Origin of the sequence: Dyadobacter sp. Leaf189 (genome assembly GCF_001424405.1) — a bacterium.
Lineage (GTDB): Bacteria > Bacteroidota > Bacteroidia > Cytophagales > Spirosomataceae > Dyadobacter.
In genome coordinates this window covers 631227-650344 of sequence record NZ_LMPS01000005.1, presented here as the reverse complement: position 1 = coordinate 650344, position 19118 = coordinate 631227, and the positions used below count along the sequence as shown (strand labels likewise).

Here is a 19118-nt window from a genome sequence, read left to right as displayed (position 1 = left end):
TCTCAACAATTGTACCACAAATGTTATCTGCTCAACTGCTTCACCGGAGGCGCAAATTTGGTGAGGTCAATACCCACAACTGCTGCCTTATATTCATCCACATTCGGAATGCGGCCCAGGATTGCAGATAGCACAACCACCGGCGTGGAAGCAAGCAGTGACTCTCCTTTCTTACGTTCTGAATCCTCAACAACCCTTCCCTGGAACAGACGCGTTGACGTCGCCAGTACCGTATCGCCTTTCGCCGCCTTTTCCTGGTTACCCATGCAAAGGTTACAGCCCGGACGTTCCAGGTACATCATATTTTCATACTCTGTACGCGCCGCAACTTTCGGTGCATTGTCGTCGAATTCGAACCCGGAGTATTTCTGCAATACATCCCAGTCCCCTTCTTTTTTCAATTCTTCGATAATATTATAAGTAGGCGCTGCTACCACGAGTGGTGCATTAAACTCAACTTTGCCTTGCTGCTCTTCCAGGTTTCTGAGCATTTGAGAAACAATCTTCAAATCACCCTTATGCACCATGCAGGAACCGACAAATCCAAGGTCAACCTTTTTGTCATCTCCGTAGAAAGAAATCGGGCGGATTGTATCGTGGGTATATCTTTTCGATACATCCTTATTATTCACATCCGGATCTGCAATCATCGGTTCAATAATCGCGTCAAGGTCGATTTCCACTTCCGCGTAATATTTCGCATTCGCGTCGGGCACCAGTGCCGGCTTCTCACCTGACTTGATCTCCGCAATGCGTTTATCCGCTTTGTTGATCAATCCCTGTAAAACCTGCTTGTGGTTCTCCATTCCCTTGTCGATCATAATCTGGATCCTGTTTTTCGCTATTTCCAGTGATTCGATCAAAGTATCGTCTTCCGAGATACAGATAGAGGCTTTCGCTTTCATCTCTGCAGTCCAGTCTGTAAACGTAAATGCCTGGTCAGCTGGTAATGTGCCAAGGTGCACTTCGATAATCCGGCCCTGGAATACGTTCTCGCCGCCAAACTTCTGAAGCATTTGCGCCTGTGTGGCATGAACCACGTCGCGGAAGTCCATGTGCTCCTTCATTTCTCCCTTGAATGTCACTTTCACTGATTCAGGGATCGGCATGGAAACTTCGCCGGTAGCCAGCGCAATCGCCACAGTTCCCGAATCAGCTCCAAATGCAACACCTTTCGACATCCTTGTATGAGAATCACCACCGATGATGATCGCCCATTCGTCCACGGTAATGTCGTTCAGTACCTTATGGATTACGTCGGTCATCGAGTGGTATTCACCTTTCGGGTCGCGGGCAGTAATCAGGCCGAAGTCATTCATAAACTTCATCAGCTTAGGAATATTCGCCTGCGCTTTCTTATCCCATACCGATGCGGTGTGGCAGCCGGACTGGTAGGCTCCATCTACAATCGGAGATATCGTTGTCGCCGCCATTGATTCAAGCTCCTGTGCCGTCATCAATCCCGTAGTATCCTGCGATCCCACGATATTTACTTCCACACGAACATCAGAACCGGCGTGCAGCACTTTACCCGGAGTAGTACCCACCGCATTTCTGTTGAATATCTTTTCAACGGCAGTCAAACCTTGTCCTTCATTCGAAATTTCCTTTGAAGGAGCGAATACCGGCGTAGGTTCAATTCCCAATATCTTAGCCGCTACGGTCTGGATCTTTTTACCAAATACAATGGCGTAAGATCCTCCGGCGCGGATAAATTCCTTTTTCTGAGGCGTAAGTGCTTTTGAAATATCAATCAGCTCCTGATCACCATTATAAAGTTTCTTTGTTTTTGTATTAATGGTCAGAACAGTGCCGGTAGCTACCGAGTAGACTTCTTCCAGAATAGGGTCATTGTTCTCGTTGCGAACCACATTGCCATTCTCGTCCACTTTCTTCACCCAGTTTTTCAGGTCAATACCAATACCTCCTGTCACGTCAACCGTAGTCAGGAATATCGGAGAGATACCATTGGTACCGCCCACGATCGGAGCAATATTGACAAACGGAACATACGGGCTGGCCTGCTTGCCGGTCCAAAGCGCCACGTTGTTCACACCCGACATCCTGGATGAACCAACGCCCATGGTACCTTTTTCGGCGATCAGCATCACGCTCTTGTCCGGGTGCTCTGCCTGCAATGCTTTGATCTCACGCTGAGCTTGTGGTGTGATCATGCATTGGCCATGCAGCTCACGGTCAGAACGTGAATGCGCCTGGTTTCCCGGAGAAAGCAAATCCGTTGAAATGTCGCCCTCGCCCGCAATAAACGTTACGATCTTGATTTCTTCCGGTACTTCGGGAAGTTTGGTAAAAAACTCGGCTTTCGCGTAGCTTTCCAGGATTTCTCTTGCAATCTCACTACCGCTTTTGAAAGCATCTTTCAAACGGTCTGTGTCCGCATCGTACAGGTAAACCTGCGTTTTCAGTACCTCGGCAGCTTGTTTTGCAATAAACAGGTCTTCACCCAATGCAAGGTCGAGCAACACACCGATAGACGGCCCGCCTTTCATGTGCGACAGCAGCTCAAATGCAAATACAGGTGATATCTCCGCAACCATGGATTCTCCGAGAATGATCTCTTTCAAGAACCTGGCTTTTACGCCAGCTGCACTCGTGGTACCCGGTAATGTGTTGTAAATAAAAAAGTTAAGTGAATCAGCGCGGTGCTCATTTTCTGAATCTTTGATCTGGGCGATGATCTCTCCCAGCAATTCTGCGCCATCAATCGGCTTCGGATGAAGCCCCAGGGTTTTTCTTTCTTCAATCTCTTTAATGTAATCCTGATAGATATTCATGATGAAATCTTTTCAATGTTAAAGGCAGTATATGATGCTTAATAAAACGGGCGAAAGTACGAATTTACCCAATATACGCAGGGGCGTCAAGCGATTTTCGCTGCTATTTAGCATTATTATATACTACTGGTACATATTGATAACCCGGCTCCATTTCTTTTTGTTCTCACCGTCTCTTTAATTCATTCGTTATTTAAAACATCTGACAGGATTGCTTCACTCCTACCCCTATATTTTGCCCCTCCTTTTCCTGCAACTTTGATTTTTTGTTTGATTGTACCCTATATTTGGACGTTCAAAGTGCTACCAGATTCCTTAAATCCAAAACTATGTCGAAAAATCTGGTGATCGTAGAGTCACCGGCGAAGGCCAAAACCATTGAAAGTTATTTAGGGCAGGATTTCACGGTCAAGTCCAGTTTCGGACACGTCCGCGACCTTCCCGAACATGATATGGGCGTGGATGTTGAGCATGAATTTCAACCATCTTACGAGATTTCGTCGGACAAAGTCAAAGTCATTTCCGAGCTGAAAAAGCTGGCCAAAGACGCAGAAGTGTGGCTGGCAACGGATGATGACCGCGAAGGAGAAGCAATTTCATGGCATTTAAAAGAAGCACTTGGCCTGCCTGATGACACTAAACGTATCGTGTTCAGGGAGATTACCAAAACTGCATTGCAGAATGCCATCGCAAAACCGCGTGTCATTGACGCTGACCTTGTTGATGCGCAACAGGCACGAAGGATACTCGACAGGCTTGTAGGATACGAGCTTTCACCGGTACTTTGGAAAAAAATCAGAATTGGGAAATCGAACCTTTCGGCGGGACGTGTGCAGTCTGTTGCAGTGCGGATCATTGTTGAAAGAGAGCGTGAAATAGATGCATTCAGAACAAAGAACAGCTACAAGATAACTGCCCACTTTGACCTCGGAAACGGCAAGGTGCTCAATGCAGAACTTCCCAAAAGCTTTTCTACCGAAGAAGACGCCGTCAAATTTCTCGAAAGATGCATTGGCGCAGAATTTTCGATCAAAAACCTTGAAGTAAAACCAGCTAAAAAAACACCGGCTCCCCCATTTACTACTTCTACATTACAACAGGAAGCTTCAAGAAAGCTCAGCTTTTCAGTTGCACAGACGATGACAGTTGCACAGCGGCTGTATGAAGCTGGTAAGATCTCCTACATGCGTACCGACTCTACCAACTTATCGGAAGAAGCTTTGGAAAAAGCGCGTCAGCAGATCACAAAGGAATACGGACCGGAGTACTATAATAAGAGGATTTTCAAGACCAAATCAGAATCGGCGCAGGAAGCGCACGAAGCTATTCGCCCAACTGATTTTTCAACCTTGTCGGGGAGCAGCGACCGCAACGAGCAGCGCCTTTACGAGCTGATCTGGAAGCGGGCAATCGCATCCCAGATGTCGGACGCGCAACTTGAACGTACTACGGCTACGATCGGTATTTCAAGTACGTCGGAAGAGCTGGTGGCGCAGGGTGAGGTGATTAAATTCGAAGGTTTCCTGAAAGTATATATGGAATCCAGCGACGAGGAAGGTGACGAGGAACAAAAAGGAATGCTGCCTCCATTGAACATCGGGCAAAAGCTGAACCTGGCAGATATGAAGGCAACGGAGCGTTTTACGCGCAACCCGCCGAGATATACCGAAGCAAGCCTTGTTAAGAAGCTGGAAGAAATGGGCATCGGTCGCCCGTCCACCTACGCACCTACGATCTCGACTATCCTGAAAAGAGAGTACATTGTGAAGGAAGACAGGCCGGGTACAGAAAGAGAGTTTAAGGAGTTTACACTTGCCGCTAACCAGATCAAAAGCAAGGTAAATAAAGAAATATACGGTTCTGAAAAAGCCAAGCTTTTTCCAACCAGCACCGGAATGGTCGTAAATGACTTCCTGGTAAGCCACTTCCAGGATATTATCGATTATTCTTTCACTGCGAGCGTCGAAAAGGACTTCGACCATATTGCCGAAGGACAGCTCGCGTGGCGTCAGATGATCAAGAACTTTTACACGCCATTTCAGAAAAAAGTAGCTGAGGCACGTGAAGAGGCGATTGATAAAAGCCTGACCTCCCGCGATCTGGGTGAAGATCCGGCCACCGGTAAAAAGGTATCCGTTCGCATTGGTAAATACGGGCCTTATGTACAGATAGGCGATGTGGAAGATGAAGAAAAGCCGAAGTTTGCCAGTCTGCAAAAGGGCCAGTTGATGGAAACAATTACGCTGGATGAAGCTTTTGAACTGTTCAAACTGCCGCGCACAGTGGGATTATATGAGGACAAAGAACTGATCGTGAACATCGGAAAGTTCGGCCCATACGTGAAGCACGATGGTAGATACTACTCGCTGCTGAAAACCGACGATCCAATGGCAGTGACGGAAGACAGGCTGGTTGAAATCATCATCCAGAAACGCTTGCAGGATAGCAGCCGCACCATCAAGGAGTTTTCAGAAGACCCGGATTGCAAAGTACTGAATGGGAAGTACGGACCATATATTGCATTTGGCAAAAAGAATGTAAAAATCCCGAAAGGAACAGATCCGGCTGCATTGACCTACGAAGAGATCGTGAAGCTGGCCGCTGAAACGCCTGACAAACCCGCCGGGCGAGGATTCAAAAAGGCAGCACCGAAAGCAGCAGCAGAGAAAAAGCCAGCCGCAGAAAAGAAGCCAGCCGCCAAAAAAGCGACAGCTGAGAAAAAGCCCGCGGCAAAAAAGGCAACCAAAAAGGCTTCATAAAAGCATTTCAGCTGACATTCGTGTCCATTCGTGCATTCGTGGCAAAACAAAACACACATTAAAACCGCCAAAAGAATGAAAAAGCTAGTAGTACTCTCCGGAGCGGGAATCAGTGCAGAAAGCGGTATCAGTACCTTCCGCGACAATGGCGGCTTGTGGGACAACTATCGGATTGAAGATGTAGCCACGCCCGAAGCCTGGTCAAGAAACCAGGAACTGGTGCTGGATTTTTATAACCAGCGCAGAAAGCAGGCGTACGAAGTGAAGCCGAATGCGGCGCATTATGCATTGGTTGAGCTTGAAAAGCATTTCGACGTCAGCATTATCACCCAGAATGTAGATAACCTACATGAGGTGGCGGGCTCCTCGAATGTGATCCATTTACATGGAGAGTTGTTCAAATCGCGCAGTACCAAAAATCCTGAGCTGGTTTACCAGATGGATTCCTGGGAATTGAAGACCGGCGATTTATGCGAACTCGGAAGTCAGCTTCGTCCGCATATTGTATGGTTTGGCGAAGAGGTACCGATGATGGAGAAAGCAATCGATGTGACCGAGACTGCGGACATTTTCCTGGTAATCGGGACTTCGCTGGCTGTGTACCCAGCCGCTGGCCTGGTACATTACGTGCGGCCTGGTCAGCCCATTTACATCATTGATCCTGCCCAGCCGGATATCCGACTGAAACCGAACATGTTTTTCATTCAGGAAAAGGCTTCAACGGGAATGGAAGTTTTGACAAAGCAATATTTATTATCAGATCAATAGCGAATGCAATTACTTGACGGGAAGGCTATTTCCTCCCAAATCAAAGCTGAAATCAAAGAAGAAGTAGAAAAGTGGGTGGCCGGTGGCGGCAAAAAGCCCCATTTAGCTGCTATACTCGTAGGAACTGACGGCGCAAGCGAAACTTACGTGGCCTCCAAAATCAGAAGCTGCGAAGAAATCGGCTTCTCTTCTACCCTCCTGCGCTTCGAACCCACCATTTCGGAAGCAGAGTTGCTGGAGGCGGTAGCGTCGCTCAACAACGATCCCGATGTGGACGGATTTATCGTGCAACTCCCATTGCCCGCGCATATCTCGGAAAACACGGTAATGGAAGCGGTAGACCCGGCCAAAGATGTAGATGGTTTTCATCCGGTCAATGTCGGCAAAATGTGCAAGGGACTTCCTGCGTACATTTCGGCAACACCTTTCGGTATACTTGAAATGATCATCCGCGCCGGCATCGAAACAAGCGGAAAGCATTGCGTGGTAGTTGGCCGCAGCCAGATCGTGGGTTTGCCGATGAGCATCCTGATGCAGCGAAACAGCTATCCCGGAAACTGTACTGTGACTATCACGCACAGCAAAACGCAGAATTTGAAAGAGATCTGCCAAAGCGCAGATATCCTGATCGCTGCACTTGGAAGAGCCGACTTTATCAAAGCGGACTATGTGAAGGAAGGTGCAGTAGTTATAGACGTGGGCATTACCCGCGTAGTGGACCCTGCCAAGAAAAGCGGATACTCGATTAAAGGCGACGTGGATTTCAACGATGTGGCGCCCAAAGCCAGCTACATTACGCCGGTACCAGGCGGTGTAGGATTGATGACGATCTGCGGCTTGCTGACCAATACATTCAAAGCTGCGAAAAAGGAGATCTATTCCTGATCGATTTCACATAACTATTTTTTGAACCGGATAATGAATGCGTCCCGCACGCTGCATTATCCGGTTTTTTGTTGTGCTTTTTGTTTTTTGCTAAAAGATTTGTCAATTAGTAGCAGATTTCAAAGCAGGGATTATGAGCATTGTAAGCAACAACATCAAATATCTACGCAGACTTAACGGACTGACGCAGGAACAATTTGCGCGCAAAATCGCCATCAAAAGATCATTGCTGGGCGCATATGAAGAAGCCCGCGCCAATCCGAATTTGACTAATCTGAAAAATATTGCAGCTTCCTTTGGCATTACGGTCGACAACTTGCTAAAAAACGATCTGAGAAAACTAAGGGAAACACCGGATATGTCGTTGCCACTTGCACAGTCCAAACCTATGACGGTCTCGCATTCAGGCAATGTAACTCCGCCTGCTCAGCAACGCGCTGCCACTTATGCAGAACCGCAGCCTCTGGCCAAAGTAATAGAACAATTTCAGCAGCCCGAACAGCCTTTGCGGATGGTATCCCGGCAGGTTAACCTGAAACCAATCAGCGGAGAAGCTCCACCGCAGCAGCCTGCGCGTAACATGCACTACAAGCAACCGGAACCGCAGCCCGCTTTCAACAGCGCGCCTGCTAATCAGCTGCCTGTATTTAACAATCAATTCCAGACCGGTCAATTTAATGCGCAGCCCGAAGAGCGGCCGAACATCTACCAGAATGTGCAGTGGATTGCTTTGAATATGCAGCAGCATTATCTAGCCAATTTTCAGAATCCCGCCTATCTGACCAATCTGCCTTCTTTTCAGTTGCCCAATTTACCAACAGGCTACTATCGTGCATTCGAGGCAGGTGCGGATTACACTTACCCTGGTGCATTACTGATCGGTACCTTCGTGCGGAACTGGTATGATATTCACGATGGAATGCAGTACGTTTTCGTGCTAAAAAGTGCCGGTATTATCTGTCGTACTGCATTCAATCATGTAAAAACGTCCGGCTACCTGTTGCTGACTTCTGACAATGGAGCAGCTCCTGAGCTTGAAATCCCGTTACAGGATGTACTGGAAGTTTGGGAAATAAAGGCGTTTGTCAGTCTGCAAATCCCGGCACCACAGCCTTCGCTCGAACGCATTTCGCAGCTTGTCGACGAACTCCAGCTGGAACTTAGTCAATACCGCCAGCAGGACATTTAGCAATACACTAAATTTTGCTTGCCAGTGTGCTAAACAGCGCATCTATCTTTTCAAGATCCCTGCTTTTCGAAGTAGTTTCCAAAACAGCTACGCCCATTTGATACCACAAACCGTCGCCGGCTGTGAGGTACTTGCCTCTTTTCGAAGGCTTTGACTCCGATGCATTGTCAGCAACAAATTCCGCGCGGTACACAGTATCCATTATTTTTTGAAGCTGGTCCCATTCAAGCGGGTGAGCAGCGCCGCTGTCTTTGCTAATTGTAAATGCTTTGTTAGCAAACGATGCTTTCAGGTCAATGCGGCTTTTATGATCGCCGTCTATTTCGAGGTATGTAAGTTCAAAAGGCTTTTCGCGGCCACTGGCTTCGAAGATCGCCTGCATCATTTCCTGTAAGAAGTAAGACCAACGCTCCTTGTCAACAGGGTAAATGGTCACCCGCTTTTCATTTTCTTCCAGCTCAATCTCGACGAAGTCCTCGTACTCGTTTTCTTCACGTTTACGGATTGTTTTGGAACTCGTGAAAATTTCCTCAAACTCTTTCAACCAGATTACCGGAACATTTCCCCTCCATTTATAATCATCGTCGGTGGTAAACCCCTCGTCGTAAATTTCGTCTTCCGAGATCTCGTCGCGATCTGTGTACCGGAGCTCAAAATCGACATCGAGCTTTGTTTCTGATACGATATGCAGTTTTAAAGCATAGTAATGCGAAAAAGGAGCGGGTACCACGTCGGCGGTTTCGTACCTGATAATGTACAGTCCTGGTATTTGAAGATTTTTATCCATTTAAGATGCTGAGACAGTTGAAAAAGACCGGCGTTTGTCAACCTTGCCGGTAGGTGTTTTCGTAAATTGTTGTACAAAGTAAGTATGTTTCGGAGTTTCATAAGCGGAAACCTGCTTCCTTATTTCTTCCATTATGGTGTTTTCGCTGACAAATTGCAATTCACCTTCTATGACCAGCACCAGTTTTTGCCCCAATTTCTGATCAGGCTGCCACCAGGTAAAATGGGCATTTGCGACTTCCAGACTGGCAAATGCAGCTGCCACTACGGCGTCTATCTTATCGAGTACGATTTTCACGCCGCCCGAGTTGATCACATTATCGGCCCGCCCGATCCATTGAAAAGTATTGTCTTCCATTTCTGTAAGATCGTTGGTCTGAACAACCTCGCCATTTGTTACGTCACCGGAAACAAAAAGGCATCCCCGGTCATCGGTACCTGCAACGATGCCCGGCAGGAATGTATATTTGGTTTCCTCTTCCGGGCAGTTTAAACGGCGCAATGCAATGTGCGAGACCGTCTCCGTCATCCCGTAGCTTTGATAAACGGGCACTTCCAATGCAGCAATCTGCATTTGCAAACCCGCATTGACCGGCGCGCCGCCCAGGAGGATTTTACCCAGACTACTTACCTTATCACTGGTCGCGGGGTTTTCGAAGATACTCGCTAACTGCATGGGTACTAACGCGGTGAAGTCAAACTGCGCACCCTCTTCTGTGAGCAGAAGCGGATTGGCGGCGGGCTCTATGATACAGAGTTGCCAGTTCAGTTCCATTCCCCGCACGAGCATCATCAAGCCGGCAATGTACTCGATGTTCAGGCACACCAATGCGCGTGTGCCGGCACCCAGGTCCAACGCTGCTCCGGTGGCCAGTGCACTGGTAGTCATTTGCTTTCTGGTTAAAACAATCGGCTTGGGTGTACCGGTTGAGCCGGAGGTATGCAGGGTAAATTCTGTCTCTCCTGATTTCCATTGACGCATAAAATCATGTGCTTTGCCCAGGTAAACATCCTGCGGCCGCGGCCTCTCCCAAAAATCTGCTGGTAGGAACATCTTATTTGTTTGCTTTTTGAAGGATACCCAAACAATCAGTATTTTCGCACTTTCTGGTGCAAGAATATCCTTCTTTCCGATTCTTCTTGCCTTCTTTTATTAAAATTTCATTTCAGATATGTCCAGTCAAATTCAATGGGAAACCATTAAAGAATACGAGGAAATCCTTTTTACCATTCACGAAGGGATTGCAAAAATAAGCATTAACCGTCCCCATAAGCACAATGCATTCACGCCGCTCACGGTAACAGAGATGATCGACGCAATGCATATCTGCCGCGAGGATCCACGGATTGACGTGATTATCCTCACGGGCGAAGGCGGAAAAGCGTTCTGCTCGGGCGGCGACCAGTCTGTACGCGGGCACGGCGGCTACATTGGTGATGACCACGTTCCCCGCCTGAATGTACTCGACCTGCAAAGGATGATCCGCTCCATTCCCAAAGCGGTGATCGCGATGGTAGCTGGCTGGGCGATCGGCGGCGGACACGTACTGCACGTGATCTGCGATATTTCCATTGCAGCAGAAAATGCGCGATTCGGACAAACCGGTCCGAAGGTAGGCAGCTTCGACGGTGGCTTTGGCGCTTCTTACTTGGCACGTGTGGTAGGTCAGAAAAAAGCGCGTGAGATATGGTTCCTCTGCGATCAGTACGATGCGAAGGAAGCATTGGATATGGGGTTGGTGAACAAGGTTGTTCCGCTTGAAGAACTTGAAGCTACGACGGTCGAATGGTGCAAGAAAATTCAGGAGAAAAGCCCGCTATCGATACGAATGCTGAAAAGCGCATTCAATGCAGAGCTGGATGGACAAGCCGGGATCCAGGAGCTTGCGGGGAATGCAACGCTACTGTACTACCTCAGCGAGGAAGCTAAGGAAGGTCAGAAATCGTTTCTTGAAAAGAGAAAACCTGATTTCAGCAAGTATCCTAAGTTTCCCTGATCTGTATCCACCCATTTATCCCGTTAAGAACCTAAGAGACGAACATGAATTACTGGCTTGTAAAATCTGAACCCAGCGCTTATTCCTGGGACCAACTTGTGAAGGAAAAGGAAGGAATGTGGGACGGTGTTCGTAATTATGCCGCACGCAATAACCTGATGGCCATGAAAAAAGGGGATCAGGTGCTCTTTTACCACAGCAATGAAGGCAAGGAAGTAGTGGGCCTGGTGGAAGTTTCGAAAGAACATTACCCTGATCCTACTGCCAAAGAAGGCAACTGGGTAGTAGTGAATGTAGTTCCGGTTGAAAAATTCCCGAACACAGTGACACTGGCGCAGATCAAGGCAGACCAACGTTTGAAAGAAATGGCATTGGTGAAGTTGTCAAGATTGTCTGTTGTACCAGTTCGGCCAGAAGAATTTGACGTTATTGTCGGACTAGCCCATGATTCTAAATAGAAACCGAGGATTGAAAACGACATTTTTCCTGTTCGTTCTTGCATTGATATATGTGCAGGCCGCCGCGCAGAGCGTGAAGCGGATTGAGCTGCCACTATCCGGCAACACTGCATACCAGACGGTTCCGCTGGGAGAAAAGGGCGTGCTCCTGATTTCCAAGCCGGACCGTGGTACATTCAATGTACAGAAGTTTGATGCGAATCTGGAAAGAGTCTGGTCCATTGACGGGCCCATTGAATCTAATCTTGATTATGTAACGTCTTCTTACGACGGACAGGCTGTGTTTTTGCTTTTCAGCAAGTACCGGAGCTCGCTGTATCAGATCGTGAAAGTGAATGTGGGTCCCGGCTTTGTGGAAACTTTCACGATCAACACGCTCGACCGTTTTGAGATAACAGACTTCAAAACATTGGGCTACTCCGTTTTTATGGCAGGAATGGTGCGCAACGAACCGGTACTGATTTACACGCAGCTCACGACAGCGCAGACGAAGGTTTTGCCTTCGGCGATCAAAGGCTCCAATGCGATCCAGACGGTGGAGGTAGATACGGCACACCATTTGGTAAATGTATGTTTTGCAGTAAAAAAGGGGCGGCAGACCAAAATCGTAGCGCGGTCCTATGAAGAAACTGGTGAATTGTACACGCAGGTTTCGGTAGATCCCGAGGATGATTTCTCGCTGCTGAGCGGCCGTTTACAGGTTTTGAATGATTCCGTCCGGATTATCATAGGTACTTACGGATACCGCAATATGCAAAGCAGCTCCACTGCGGCTTCGCAGGGATTGTATATCAGTAAAATTGTGGGTGAAGAGACCGTTTTTACCAAATACCACAGTTTTACCGACTTCAAGAACTTCTTCAATTTCATGAATGAGCGCCAGCAGGAAAAAATTGAAAGGCGTATCAGGAAAAAGAAAGAAAGTGGCGACGATCTGAAACTCAACTATCGGCTTCTGGTGCATGATATTGTTCCCAAAGACAACCATTATCTGCTTGTCGCAGAGGCATTTTATCCTGAATACAGGTATAATAATAACAATATGATGGGCGGGTTTGGTTATGGAGGTTTTGGCTATCCTTTTGGAATGGGCCTTTATAATCCTTACCTGTGGAACCCTATGTACGGAGGTCGCGGCTACAATCAGCAGGTTTTCGACGGTTTCACCTACACCCACGCCATTGTTACGGATATTGACCAGAATGGAAACCTTGTCTGGGACAACAGCATCAATTTCGATCATGTAAAAAGCATGGACCTGCGCGAAAAGATCCGTGTACAATCCTTCCCAAATGGAAACTCCCGGCTCGTTTACAGCCACAATGGTGCGATCAGGAGCAAAATTATCAAGGGTAACCAGGTAATCGACAGCGACCATATTATCCCGAACGAAACCAATGTGGAAGGCGACAAGGTCCGTAAAACCAGTACCGATGATATTGATTACTGGTATAACAACTTCTACCTGGCATGGGGCGAACAGAGAATCATCAATGCAGCCGGCGATCCGCAGACGAGAGGAAGAAGAAATGTGTTTTATTTAAACAAAGTCGCATATTGAAGAGCTATTTTCCGCTATATCTGGCAAATGAAATGTAATCCCGCCGCCCCTTCTTCCGTTGGCTGAAGCCAACGGAAATGGATATGTCGGCATGGCCGACATAGATTTCGATACGCGCCAAAAAAATACATTCCCGTCGGCTTCAGCCAACGGACAAGTACGAATACAACAACAACATATCCAAGAACAAGTACAATAACAAATACAAGCAAATCCAATACACGTGATCCTACTTACACCAGACCAACATACTGACTACCAGCTAATCGATACTGGTGGCTTTGAGAAGCTTGAACGATTTGGACCTTACATATTAACCCGGCCTGAACCGCAGGCAATCTGGGATAAGTCGCTGCCTGAAAGTGAATGGGAAGATCGATCCAATGCGGTTTTTAAAAAGGACAAGAATTCGCAGGAAAAAGGCCAGTGGGTCACAAAAGGAGATATGCCGGAGAAATGGGTATTCCAATACCGCACTAAATCCCTTCACCTGCGGAGTAAGCTTGCATTATCTTCTTTCAAGCACGTGGGTGTATTCCCAGAGCAGGCTACCAATTGGGATTATATCTCCAAAAAGCTGAAACAGATTCCGGAAGAAAAGCCGAATGTACTTAACCTGTTTGCCTATACCGGCATTGCTTCACTCGCCGCCAAAGCTGCGGGCGCAGATGTAACCCATGTTGATTCCGTGAAACAGGTAATCAGCTGGTCCCGAGAAAATATGCAGCTGAGCGGACTTGATAACATTCGCTGGGTAGTAGAAGACGCGATGAAGTTTGTACAGCGCGAAGTACGCCGTGGCAACCAGTATAATGGGATCATTCTCGATCCGCCTGCATATGGTCGCGGCCCTGACGGTGAGAAATGGTTATTGGAAGAAAGCCTGAATGAAATCCTGCGGCTTTCTGCATTGCTTTTAAAGAAAGAGCATTTCTTCTTTATCATTAATCTCTACTCGCTCGGCTTCTCGGCTTTGATCGTCGAAAACCTGATCAAAGCGCATTTTGGAACAGATATAAAGCATGAGTTTGGTGAATTGTTCATTCCCGATTCATTTGGTAAAAAGCTGCCGCTTGGTGTATTTTCCCGATTCTCCGACCAAAATGATTGAAAGACGGGAAGATTTTCCAATTTTGTATAATACCCTGCTGCACTGCAATGCGTGGTATTACACACTTTTGCTTGTATGAGATTACCTTTTTTGAACTACCTTCTAGCCTTCTTTTCGATCGCTTTCACCGGCTTGCTGCAATCCTGCCAGAGCGACGCCAGGAATGCTACGCGTATTCCGCCGGTAGTAAAAAAATCGCACGCGCAGTGGCAGAATGACGCATTACTTTCCTTAACCGAACTGATCAACCGGGGTATAGATTCTGATGTGAATTATTTCAAAAGAGCCAGGATCTACTTCGACCGGGAGCAGTACACCGAGGCGCTGGACGATATCAATGAATCTATTTACGAGCAGGATAATGTAAGTGATTACTTTCTGTTGCGGGGAAAAATAAACCGGGAGCTCGGCAAGATCGACAATGCGCTGGAAGATGCGCAGCGCGCAGAGGCATTGCAGCAAAGCAGCCCTGAACTTTACGTGTTGCTCGCCGACATTTTACAAGCAAAAAATCGCTTCGGCGAATCGGTCAGCTATCTGAACCAAGCCTTGAAAATGGCGCCTTATGATGGTTCTGCCTATTATGTAAAAGGTATGTTGCAGGCGCGTCAGGGCGATTCGCTGGCTAGTCTGGCGAGCCTGGATTACGCAATCAACGTTAACCCGAGACTGCTTCGTGCTTACCAGCAGAATATCCTTATTTTACGTAAACTAAAAAACATCGATAAAGCGCTGGTAGTGAATGACAAAGCAATCAAACGCTTTCCTGCTGATCCTACCCTGTATTTTGAACAAGGGGAGATTTTCATGGCACTGGCCAGACCCGATACTGCATTGATCAGCTTTCAGAAAGCGGTAAGCCTCAGTCCGGATTATGAAGATGCGCTCTGGCAGGTAGCGAATACCAGCATTCAGCTGCGGCATTATAATAAAGCACTGCCTGCATTGAACAAGCTTTTGAAAAAGAAACCACAGTCCAAAGAGATCAACAATTTGATCGGGTTATGCTACGAAAAGAGCTTTGACTACGAAAGGGCGCGGGAATACTATACCACTGCATTGGCGTTGAGTCCGGGAGATCAGGATGCGCGTTATGGTCTTTACAGGATCAGGCTGCGTGAGAGCGAGGGGAGCTACGATTCGTATTATCCTCAGGAAAATGCAGGATCGGGTTACAAGCTGCTTGATACTGCCCGTGTAAAGATCAATGTACTGCAACCGCGCGGTACTACAAATATCCGCGTTGACTCAACACGAAAAGCTAAAATTGAATAGCTTTGTATTTTACCGCTTGCCGAAAAACCTTTGAATTAAATCCACAGAATAGATTTTTGAATGAAAGACGAGTCTCAAGTAAAAATTACCCTGCCAGACGGTAGTGAAAGATTTTACCCGAAAGGAGTTACTGCCCTCGAAATCGCACTTAGCATCAGTGAAGGACTTGCGCGCAATGTAATCGCGGCGAAAGTGAACAATGAAGTGTGGGATCCTACCCGCCAGATCACGGAAGATTCGCTGGTGAAATTGTTGACGTGGAACGACGAGGACGGCAAATCTACATTCTGGCATTCATCTGCGCACTTACTTGCCGAGGCATTGGAAGCATTGTATCCCGGCATTAAGTTCGGTACCGGGCCTTCCATTGAAAAGGGCTTTTACTACGATGTGGATCTGGGCGAACAGTCGATTTCCCAGGAAGATTTTCCAAAGATCGAGGCTAAAATGCTGGAACTGGCGCGCCAGAAAAATGAGTATGTCCGCAAGCCTATCAGCAAAGCAGAGGCGGTGGAATATTTTACCAAAAAAGGAGATGAATACAAGCTGGAACTGATCGACGGTCTCGAAGATGGTTCCATTACTTTATATGAACAAGGCGGCTTTACCGATTTATGCCGCGGGCCGCATATTCCGAATACCGGCTTTATCAAAGCAGCCAAGCTGACCAACATTGCCGGCGCATACTGGCGCAATAAGCAGGACAACAAAATGCTTACCCGCATTTACGGGATTACTTTTCCAAAGCAAAAAGAGCTGGAAGAGTATGTAACGTTAATGGAAGAAGCAAAAAAACGCGATCACCGCAGACTGGGCAAGGAGCTTGAACTATTTGCCTTTTCCGAGAAAGTGGGCCAGGGCTTGCCATTGTGGCTTCCGAAAGGCGCGATGCTGCGTGAGCGGCTTCAATCTTTCCTGAGCAAGGCACAGTCGCGCGCAGGTTACCTTCCTGTAATTACGCCCAACATCGGCAGCAAGGAACTGTATGTTACCTCCGGGCACTGGGACAAATACGGGAAAGATTCATTCCAGCCGATCAAAACACCAAATTTGGGTGAAGAGTATCTGCTGAAACCAATGAACTGTCCGCACCACTGTGAGATATACAAAACCTCACCTCGCTCCTACAAAGACCTGCCACTGCGATTCTCGGAGTTTGGAACTGTATATCGTTACGAACAAAGCGGCGAGCTGCACGGACTGACGCGCGTGCGTGGCTTTACGCAGGATGACGCGCACATTTTCTGCCGTCCCGATCAGGTGAAAGAAGAGTTTATCCGTGTGATCGACCTGGTATTATATGTTTTCAAATCGCTTGGTTTCGAGGATTACAGTGCACAGGTTTCGTTGCGCGACCCTAAAGACAAGGTAAAATATATCGGAAAAGACGAAGATTGGGAACGTGCTGAAAATGCGATTGTTGAGGCTGCGCAGGAGCGAGGGCTCAGTACCGTGACCGAACTAGGCGAAGCTGCATTCTACGGGCCGAAGCTGGACTTTATGGTACGCGATGCATTGGGCAGAAAGTGGCAGCTGGGTACAATCCAGGTCGATTATCAGATGCCAAAACGTTTCGGACTGGAATATACCGGATCTGACAACCAGAAGCACCAGCCAGTAATGATCCACCGTGCTCCTTTCGGGTCAATGGAAAGGTTCATAGCAATCCTGATCGAAAACACGGCGGGACAGTTCCCGCTTTGGTTATCTCCTGATCAGATAGCGATCTTGCCGATCTCAGAAAAGTTTGCCGATTATGCTGAGGAGGTATTTTTCAAATTGCAAGACAATGATATCCGCGGGTTTGTAGACCACCGTGACGAGAAGATCGGCAGAAAAATCCGCGATGCGGAAGTTACCAAGGTTCCATTCATGCTGATTGTGGGTGAAAAAGAAATGGCAGATGGGAAAATTTCAGTCCGCCGGAAAGGTGAAGGCGACCTTGGAAGCATGACAGTGGACGAATTTGCCAGCTATTTCAAGAAAGAAGCAGCACTGATTTGATGTTTTTCGGAATTTTTAGTATAATTCATTCAGGAAGGCACTATTTTTGTTGGCGCACTGTTACCAATTTCGATTTTTACACAAGAATACAAAAAACACCAAACCAAGTTATATGGCATTAAGACCCCCTAGTGGACGGTTAAGAGTTCCCGAAGAACCTTATAAAATAAACGAACGAATTGCAGCAAAAGAAGTGCGTCTGGTTGGAGAGAATATTGAGCCAGGCATAGTGGATATCAATACAGCCCGAGCTATGGCAAAGGCGCAAAGCCTTGACCTAGTTGAAATTGCACCTACCGCAGTGCCACCGGTTTGCAAGATTGTCGACTATTCCAAGTTTAAATACGAGCAGAAGAAAAAGCAGAAGGAGATCAAGGCGAAAGCTCAGAAGGTAGTCATCAAGGAGATCCGTTTCGGCCCGAACACAGATGATCACGATTTCGAGTTTAAGCTGAAACATGCTCAAAACTTCCTGAAAGAAGGTTCTAAGGTAAAGGCTTACGTGCATTTTGTAGGACGTACGATTGTCTTTAAAGAAAGAGGTGTGAATCTTTTGAATAAATTTTCAGAAGCGCTTTCGGAATTTGGCAAACTTGAAATGGAGCCAAAACTAGAAGGAAAGAGAATGACGATCATTCTGGCACCTGCTCCTGCAAAAAGTACTAAGTAACTCATTTACGAGGTTATATATAGATATTGAAGATCGTGTCCATGACGCTAAGTCGCGGACACGATTTTATTTTATAAACATTTTACCTAATTTTGCGCGCTGTTTTATATTTTATCAATTAACAATTCTTTGAATCATGCCTAAAATGAAAAGTGTTTCAGGTGCCAAAAAGCGTTTCAAGCTGACCGGTACTGGAAAAATCAAACGCAAACACGCGTTTCACAGCCACATCCTGACTAAAAAATCGAACAAGCGTAAGCGTGGTTTGGTTAAAACTGGTCTGATCGATGTGTCTAACCACAAGCAGGTATTGGCAATGCTTGGATAATATCCGAAGCCAATAAAAATTAAATAATTCAGGTTTCTTTGTTCAACCCGGTAAAAGGCTTTTAAGACTCAGCAGAGCGCCAATTATCAAAAACAGTTAAAACATGCCACGTTCAGTAAATCACGTTGCGTCACGTGCAAGACGTAAAAAAGTAATGAAGCTTGCGAAAGGCTATTTCGGCCGTCGTAAGAATGTATGGACAGTAGCTAAAAATGCGGTAGAACGCGGTTTGGCTTACGCATACAAAGGCCGTAAACAGAAAAAACGCAATTTCCGCGCATTGTGGATCCAGCGTATCAACGCAGGAGCCCGTGAGCACGGATTGTCCTATTCTGCTTTCATCGGCAAACTGAGTGCATCAGGCATCGAGCTAAACAGAAAAGTTCTCGCTGACTTGGCGATGAATCATCCGGAAGCTTTCAAAGCGATCGTTGATCAGGTAAAATAAAACAGCAATCCCGCCTCTCCGGCGGGATTTTTTTTGCTCCTCCCAGCCAAGTCCGGCATCTTCACAATTAAATAATCCTCCATA

At 47.0% G+C, this 19118-nt stretch carries 16 protein-coding genes; 13 read left to right on the top strand and 3 right to left on the bottom strand.

Annotated elements, in window-relative coordinates; translation table 11 throughout:
• Nucleotides 1-23: 23 nt before the first annotated feature.
• Entirely contained in the window at nucleotides 24-2795 is a 2772-nt protein-coding gene (locus ASG33_RS17120) for a bifunctional aconitate hydratase 2/2-methylisocitrate dehydratase (protein WP_056287795.1), read from the bottom strand.
• Nucleotides 2796-3124: 329 nt separating this feature from the next.
• On the opposite strand from ASG33_RS17120, the gene topA reads away from it, so the two are divergent.
• The 4 genes from topA (at nucleotide 3125) to ASG33_RS17100 (ending at nucleotide 8396) form a co-directional block, all read left to right on the top strand.
• Nucleotides 3125-5554 carry a type I DNA topoisomerase gene (gene topA, locus ASG33_RS17115; protein WP_056287793.1) on the top strand — a complete coding sequence of 810 codons (2430 nt, stop codon included), beginning with the start codon at nucleotides 3125-3127 and terminating at the stop codon, nucleotides 5552-5554.
• Between the two features lie 75 nt (nucleotides 5555-5629).
• On the top strand, nucleotides 5630-6322 hold the full coding sequence (locus ASG33_RS17110) for an NAD-dependent deacylase (RefSeq protein ID WP_056288608.1): 693 nt from the start codon (nucleotides 5630-5632) through the stop codon (nucleotides 6320-6322).
• 3 nt (nucleotides 6323-6325) lie between these two features.
• Complete coding sequence (locus ASG33_RS17105; RefSeq protein ID WP_056287792.1) at nucleotides 6326-7207, top strand: bifunctional 5,10-methylenetetrahydrofolate dehydrogenase/5,10-methenyltetrahydrofolate cyclohydrolase; 882 nt, start codon at nucleotides 6326-6328, stop codon at nucleotides 7205-7207.
• Nucleotides 7208-7340: 133 nt separating this feature from the next.
• On the top strand, nucleotides 7341-8396 hold the full coding sequence (locus ASG33_RS17100; RefSeq protein WP_056287790.1) for a helix-turn-helix transcriptional regulator: 1056 nt from the start codon (nucleotides 7341-7343) through the stop codon (nucleotides 8394-8396).
• Between the two features lie 7 nt (nucleotides 8397-8403).
• On the opposite strand, the gene ASG33_RS17095 is transcribed toward ASG33_RS17100, so the two are convergent.
• Both ASG33_RS17095 and ASG33_RS17090 read right to left on the bottom strand, forming a co-directional pair.
• Entirely contained in the window at nucleotides 8404-9183 is a 780-nt protein-coding gene (locus ASG33_RS17095) for a hypothetical protein (protein ID WP_056287788.1), read from the bottom strand.
• Nucleotides 9184-10236, bottom strand: coding sequence for an AMP-binding protein (locus tag ASG33_RS17090; RefSeq protein ID WP_056287787.1), 1053 nt, complete (start codon nucleotides 10234-10236; stop codon nucleotides 9184-9186). It abuts the gene before it with no gap.
• 118 nt (nucleotides 10237-10354) lie between these two features.
• On the opposite strand from ASG33_RS17090, the gene menB reads away from it, so the two are divergent.
• The 9 genes from menB (at nucleotide 10355) to rplT (ending at nucleotide 19034) form a co-directional block, all read left to right on the top strand.
• Nucleotides 10355-11179 carry a 1,4-dihydroxy-2-naphthoyl-CoA synthase gene (gene menB, locus ASG33_RS17085; RefSeq protein ID WP_056287785.1) on the top strand — a complete coding sequence of 275 codons (825 nt, stop codon included), beginning with the start codon at nucleotides 10355-10357 and terminating at the stop codon, nucleotides 11177-11179.
• A 44-nt stretch (nucleotides 11180-11223) separates the two neighbouring features.
• On the top strand, nucleotides 11224-11637 hold the full coding sequence (locus ASG33_RS17080; RefSeq protein ID WP_056287782.1) for an EVE domain-containing protein: 414 nt from the start codon (nucleotides 11224-11226) through the stop codon (nucleotides 11635-11637).
• Between the two features lie 10 nt (nucleotides 11638-11647).
• Nucleotides 11648-13198 carry a hypothetical protein gene (locus ASG33_RS17075; protein WP_229238690.1) on the top strand — a complete coding sequence of 517 codons (1551 nt, stop codon included), beginning with the start codon at nucleotides 11648-11650 and terminating at the stop codon, nucleotides 13196-13198.
• A gap of 223 nt (nucleotides 13199-13421) precedes the next feature.
• Entirely contained in the window at nucleotides 13422-14309 is an 888-nt protein-coding gene (locus ASG33_RS17070) for a class I SAM-dependent methyltransferase (RefSeq protein WP_056287778.1), read from the top strand.
• A 75-nt stretch (nucleotides 14310-14384) separates the two neighbouring features.
• Nucleotides 14385-15584: a lipopolysaccharide assembly protein LapB gene (locus ASG33_RS17065; protein WP_056287776.1), complete on the top strand. Its 1200-nt coding sequence runs from the start codon at nucleotides 14385-14387 to the stop codon at nucleotides 15582-15584.
• Between the two features lie 60 nt (nucleotides 15585-15644).
• Nucleotides 15645-17588 carry a threonine--tRNA ligase gene (thrS, locus tag ASG33_RS17060; protein ID WP_056287774.1) on the top strand — a complete coding sequence of 648 codons (1944 nt, stop codon included), beginning with the start codon at nucleotides 15645-15647 and terminating at the stop codon, nucleotides 17586-17588.
• 112 nt (nucleotides 17589-17700) lie between these two features.
• Nucleotides 17701-18258 (top strand): translation initiation factor IF-3, encoded by a 558-nt coding sequence (infC, locus tag ASG33_RS17055; RefSeq protein WP_056287771.1) that lies wholly within the window; start codon nucleotides 17701-17703, stop codon nucleotides 18256-18258.
• 136 nt (nucleotides 18259-18394) lie between these two features.
• On the top strand, nucleotides 18395-18586 hold the full coding sequence (gene rpmI, locus ASG33_RS17050) for a 50S ribosomal protein L35 (RefSeq protein ID WP_056287769.1): 192 nt from the start codon (nucleotides 18395-18397) through the stop codon (nucleotides 18584-18586).
• Nucleotides 18587-18689: 103 nt separating this feature from the next.
• Complete coding sequence (rplT, locus tag ASG33_RS17045; protein ID WP_035333345.1) at nucleotides 18690-19034, top strand: 50S ribosomal protein L20; 345 nt, start codon at nucleotides 18690-18692, stop codon at nucleotides 19032-19034.
• Nucleotides 19035-19118 lie beyond the last annotated feature (84 nt).

What these genes read in the sequence shown, in the direction of transcription:
- ASG33_RS17120 (WP_056287795.1), bottom strand. Translation starts at nt 2,795, where the DNA reads ATGAATATCTATCAGGATTACATTAAAGAGATTGAAGAAAGAAAAACC.
- topA (WP_056287793.1), top strand. Translation starts at nt 3,125, where the DNA reads ATGTCGAAAAATCTGGTGATCGTAGAGTCACCGGCGAAGGCCAAAACC.
- ASG33_RS17110 (WP_056288608.1), top strand. Translation starts at nt 5,630, where the DNA reads ATGAAAAAGCTAGTAGTACTCTCCGGAGCGGGAATCAGTGCAGAAAGC.
- ASG33_RS17105 (WP_056287792.1), top strand. Translation starts at nt 6,326, where the DNA reads ATGCAATTACTTGACGGGAAGGCTATTTCCTCCCAAATCAAAGCTGAA.
- ASG33_RS17100 (WP_056287790.1), top strand. Translation starts at nt 7,341, where the DNA reads ATGAGCATTGTAAGCAACAACATCAAATATCTACGCAGACTTAACGGA.
- ASG33_RS17095 (WP_056287788.1), bottom strand. Translation starts at nt 9,183, where the DNA reads ATGGATAAAAATCTTCAAATACCAGGACTGTACATTATCAGGTACGAA.
- ASG33_RS17090 (WP_056287787.1), bottom strand. Translation starts at nt 10,236, where the DNA reads ATGTTCCTACCAGCAGATTTTTGGGAGAGGCCGCGGCCGCAGGATGTT.
- menB (WP_056287785.1), top strand. Translation starts at nt 10,355, where the DNA reads ATGTCCAGTCAAATTCAATGGGAAACCATTAAAGAATACGAGGAAATC.
- ASG33_RS17080 (WP_056287782.1), top strand. Translation starts at nt 11,224, where the DNA reads ATGAATTACTGGCTTGTAAAATCTGAACCCAGCGCTTATTCCTGGGAC.
- ASG33_RS17065 (WP_056287776.1), top strand. Translation starts at nt 14,385, where the DNA reads ATGAGATTACCTTTTTTGAACTACCTTCTAGCCTTCTTTTCGATCGCT.
- thrS (WP_056287774.1), top strand. Translation starts at nt 15,645, where the DNA reads ATGAAAGACGAGTCTCAAGTAAAAATTACCCTGCCAGACGGTAGTGAA.
- infC (WP_056287771.1), top strand. Translation starts at nt 17,701, where the DNA reads ATGGCATTAAGACCCCCTAGTGGACGGTTAAGAGTTCCCGAAGAACCT.
- rpmI (WP_056287769.1), top strand. Translation starts at nt 18,395, where the DNA reads ATGCCTAAAATGAAAAGTGTTTCAGGTGCCAAAAAGCGTTTCAAGCTG.
- rplT (WP_035333345.1), top strand. Translation starts at nt 18,690, where the DNA reads ATGCCACGTTCAGTAAATCACGTTGCGTCACGTGCAAGACGTAAAAAA.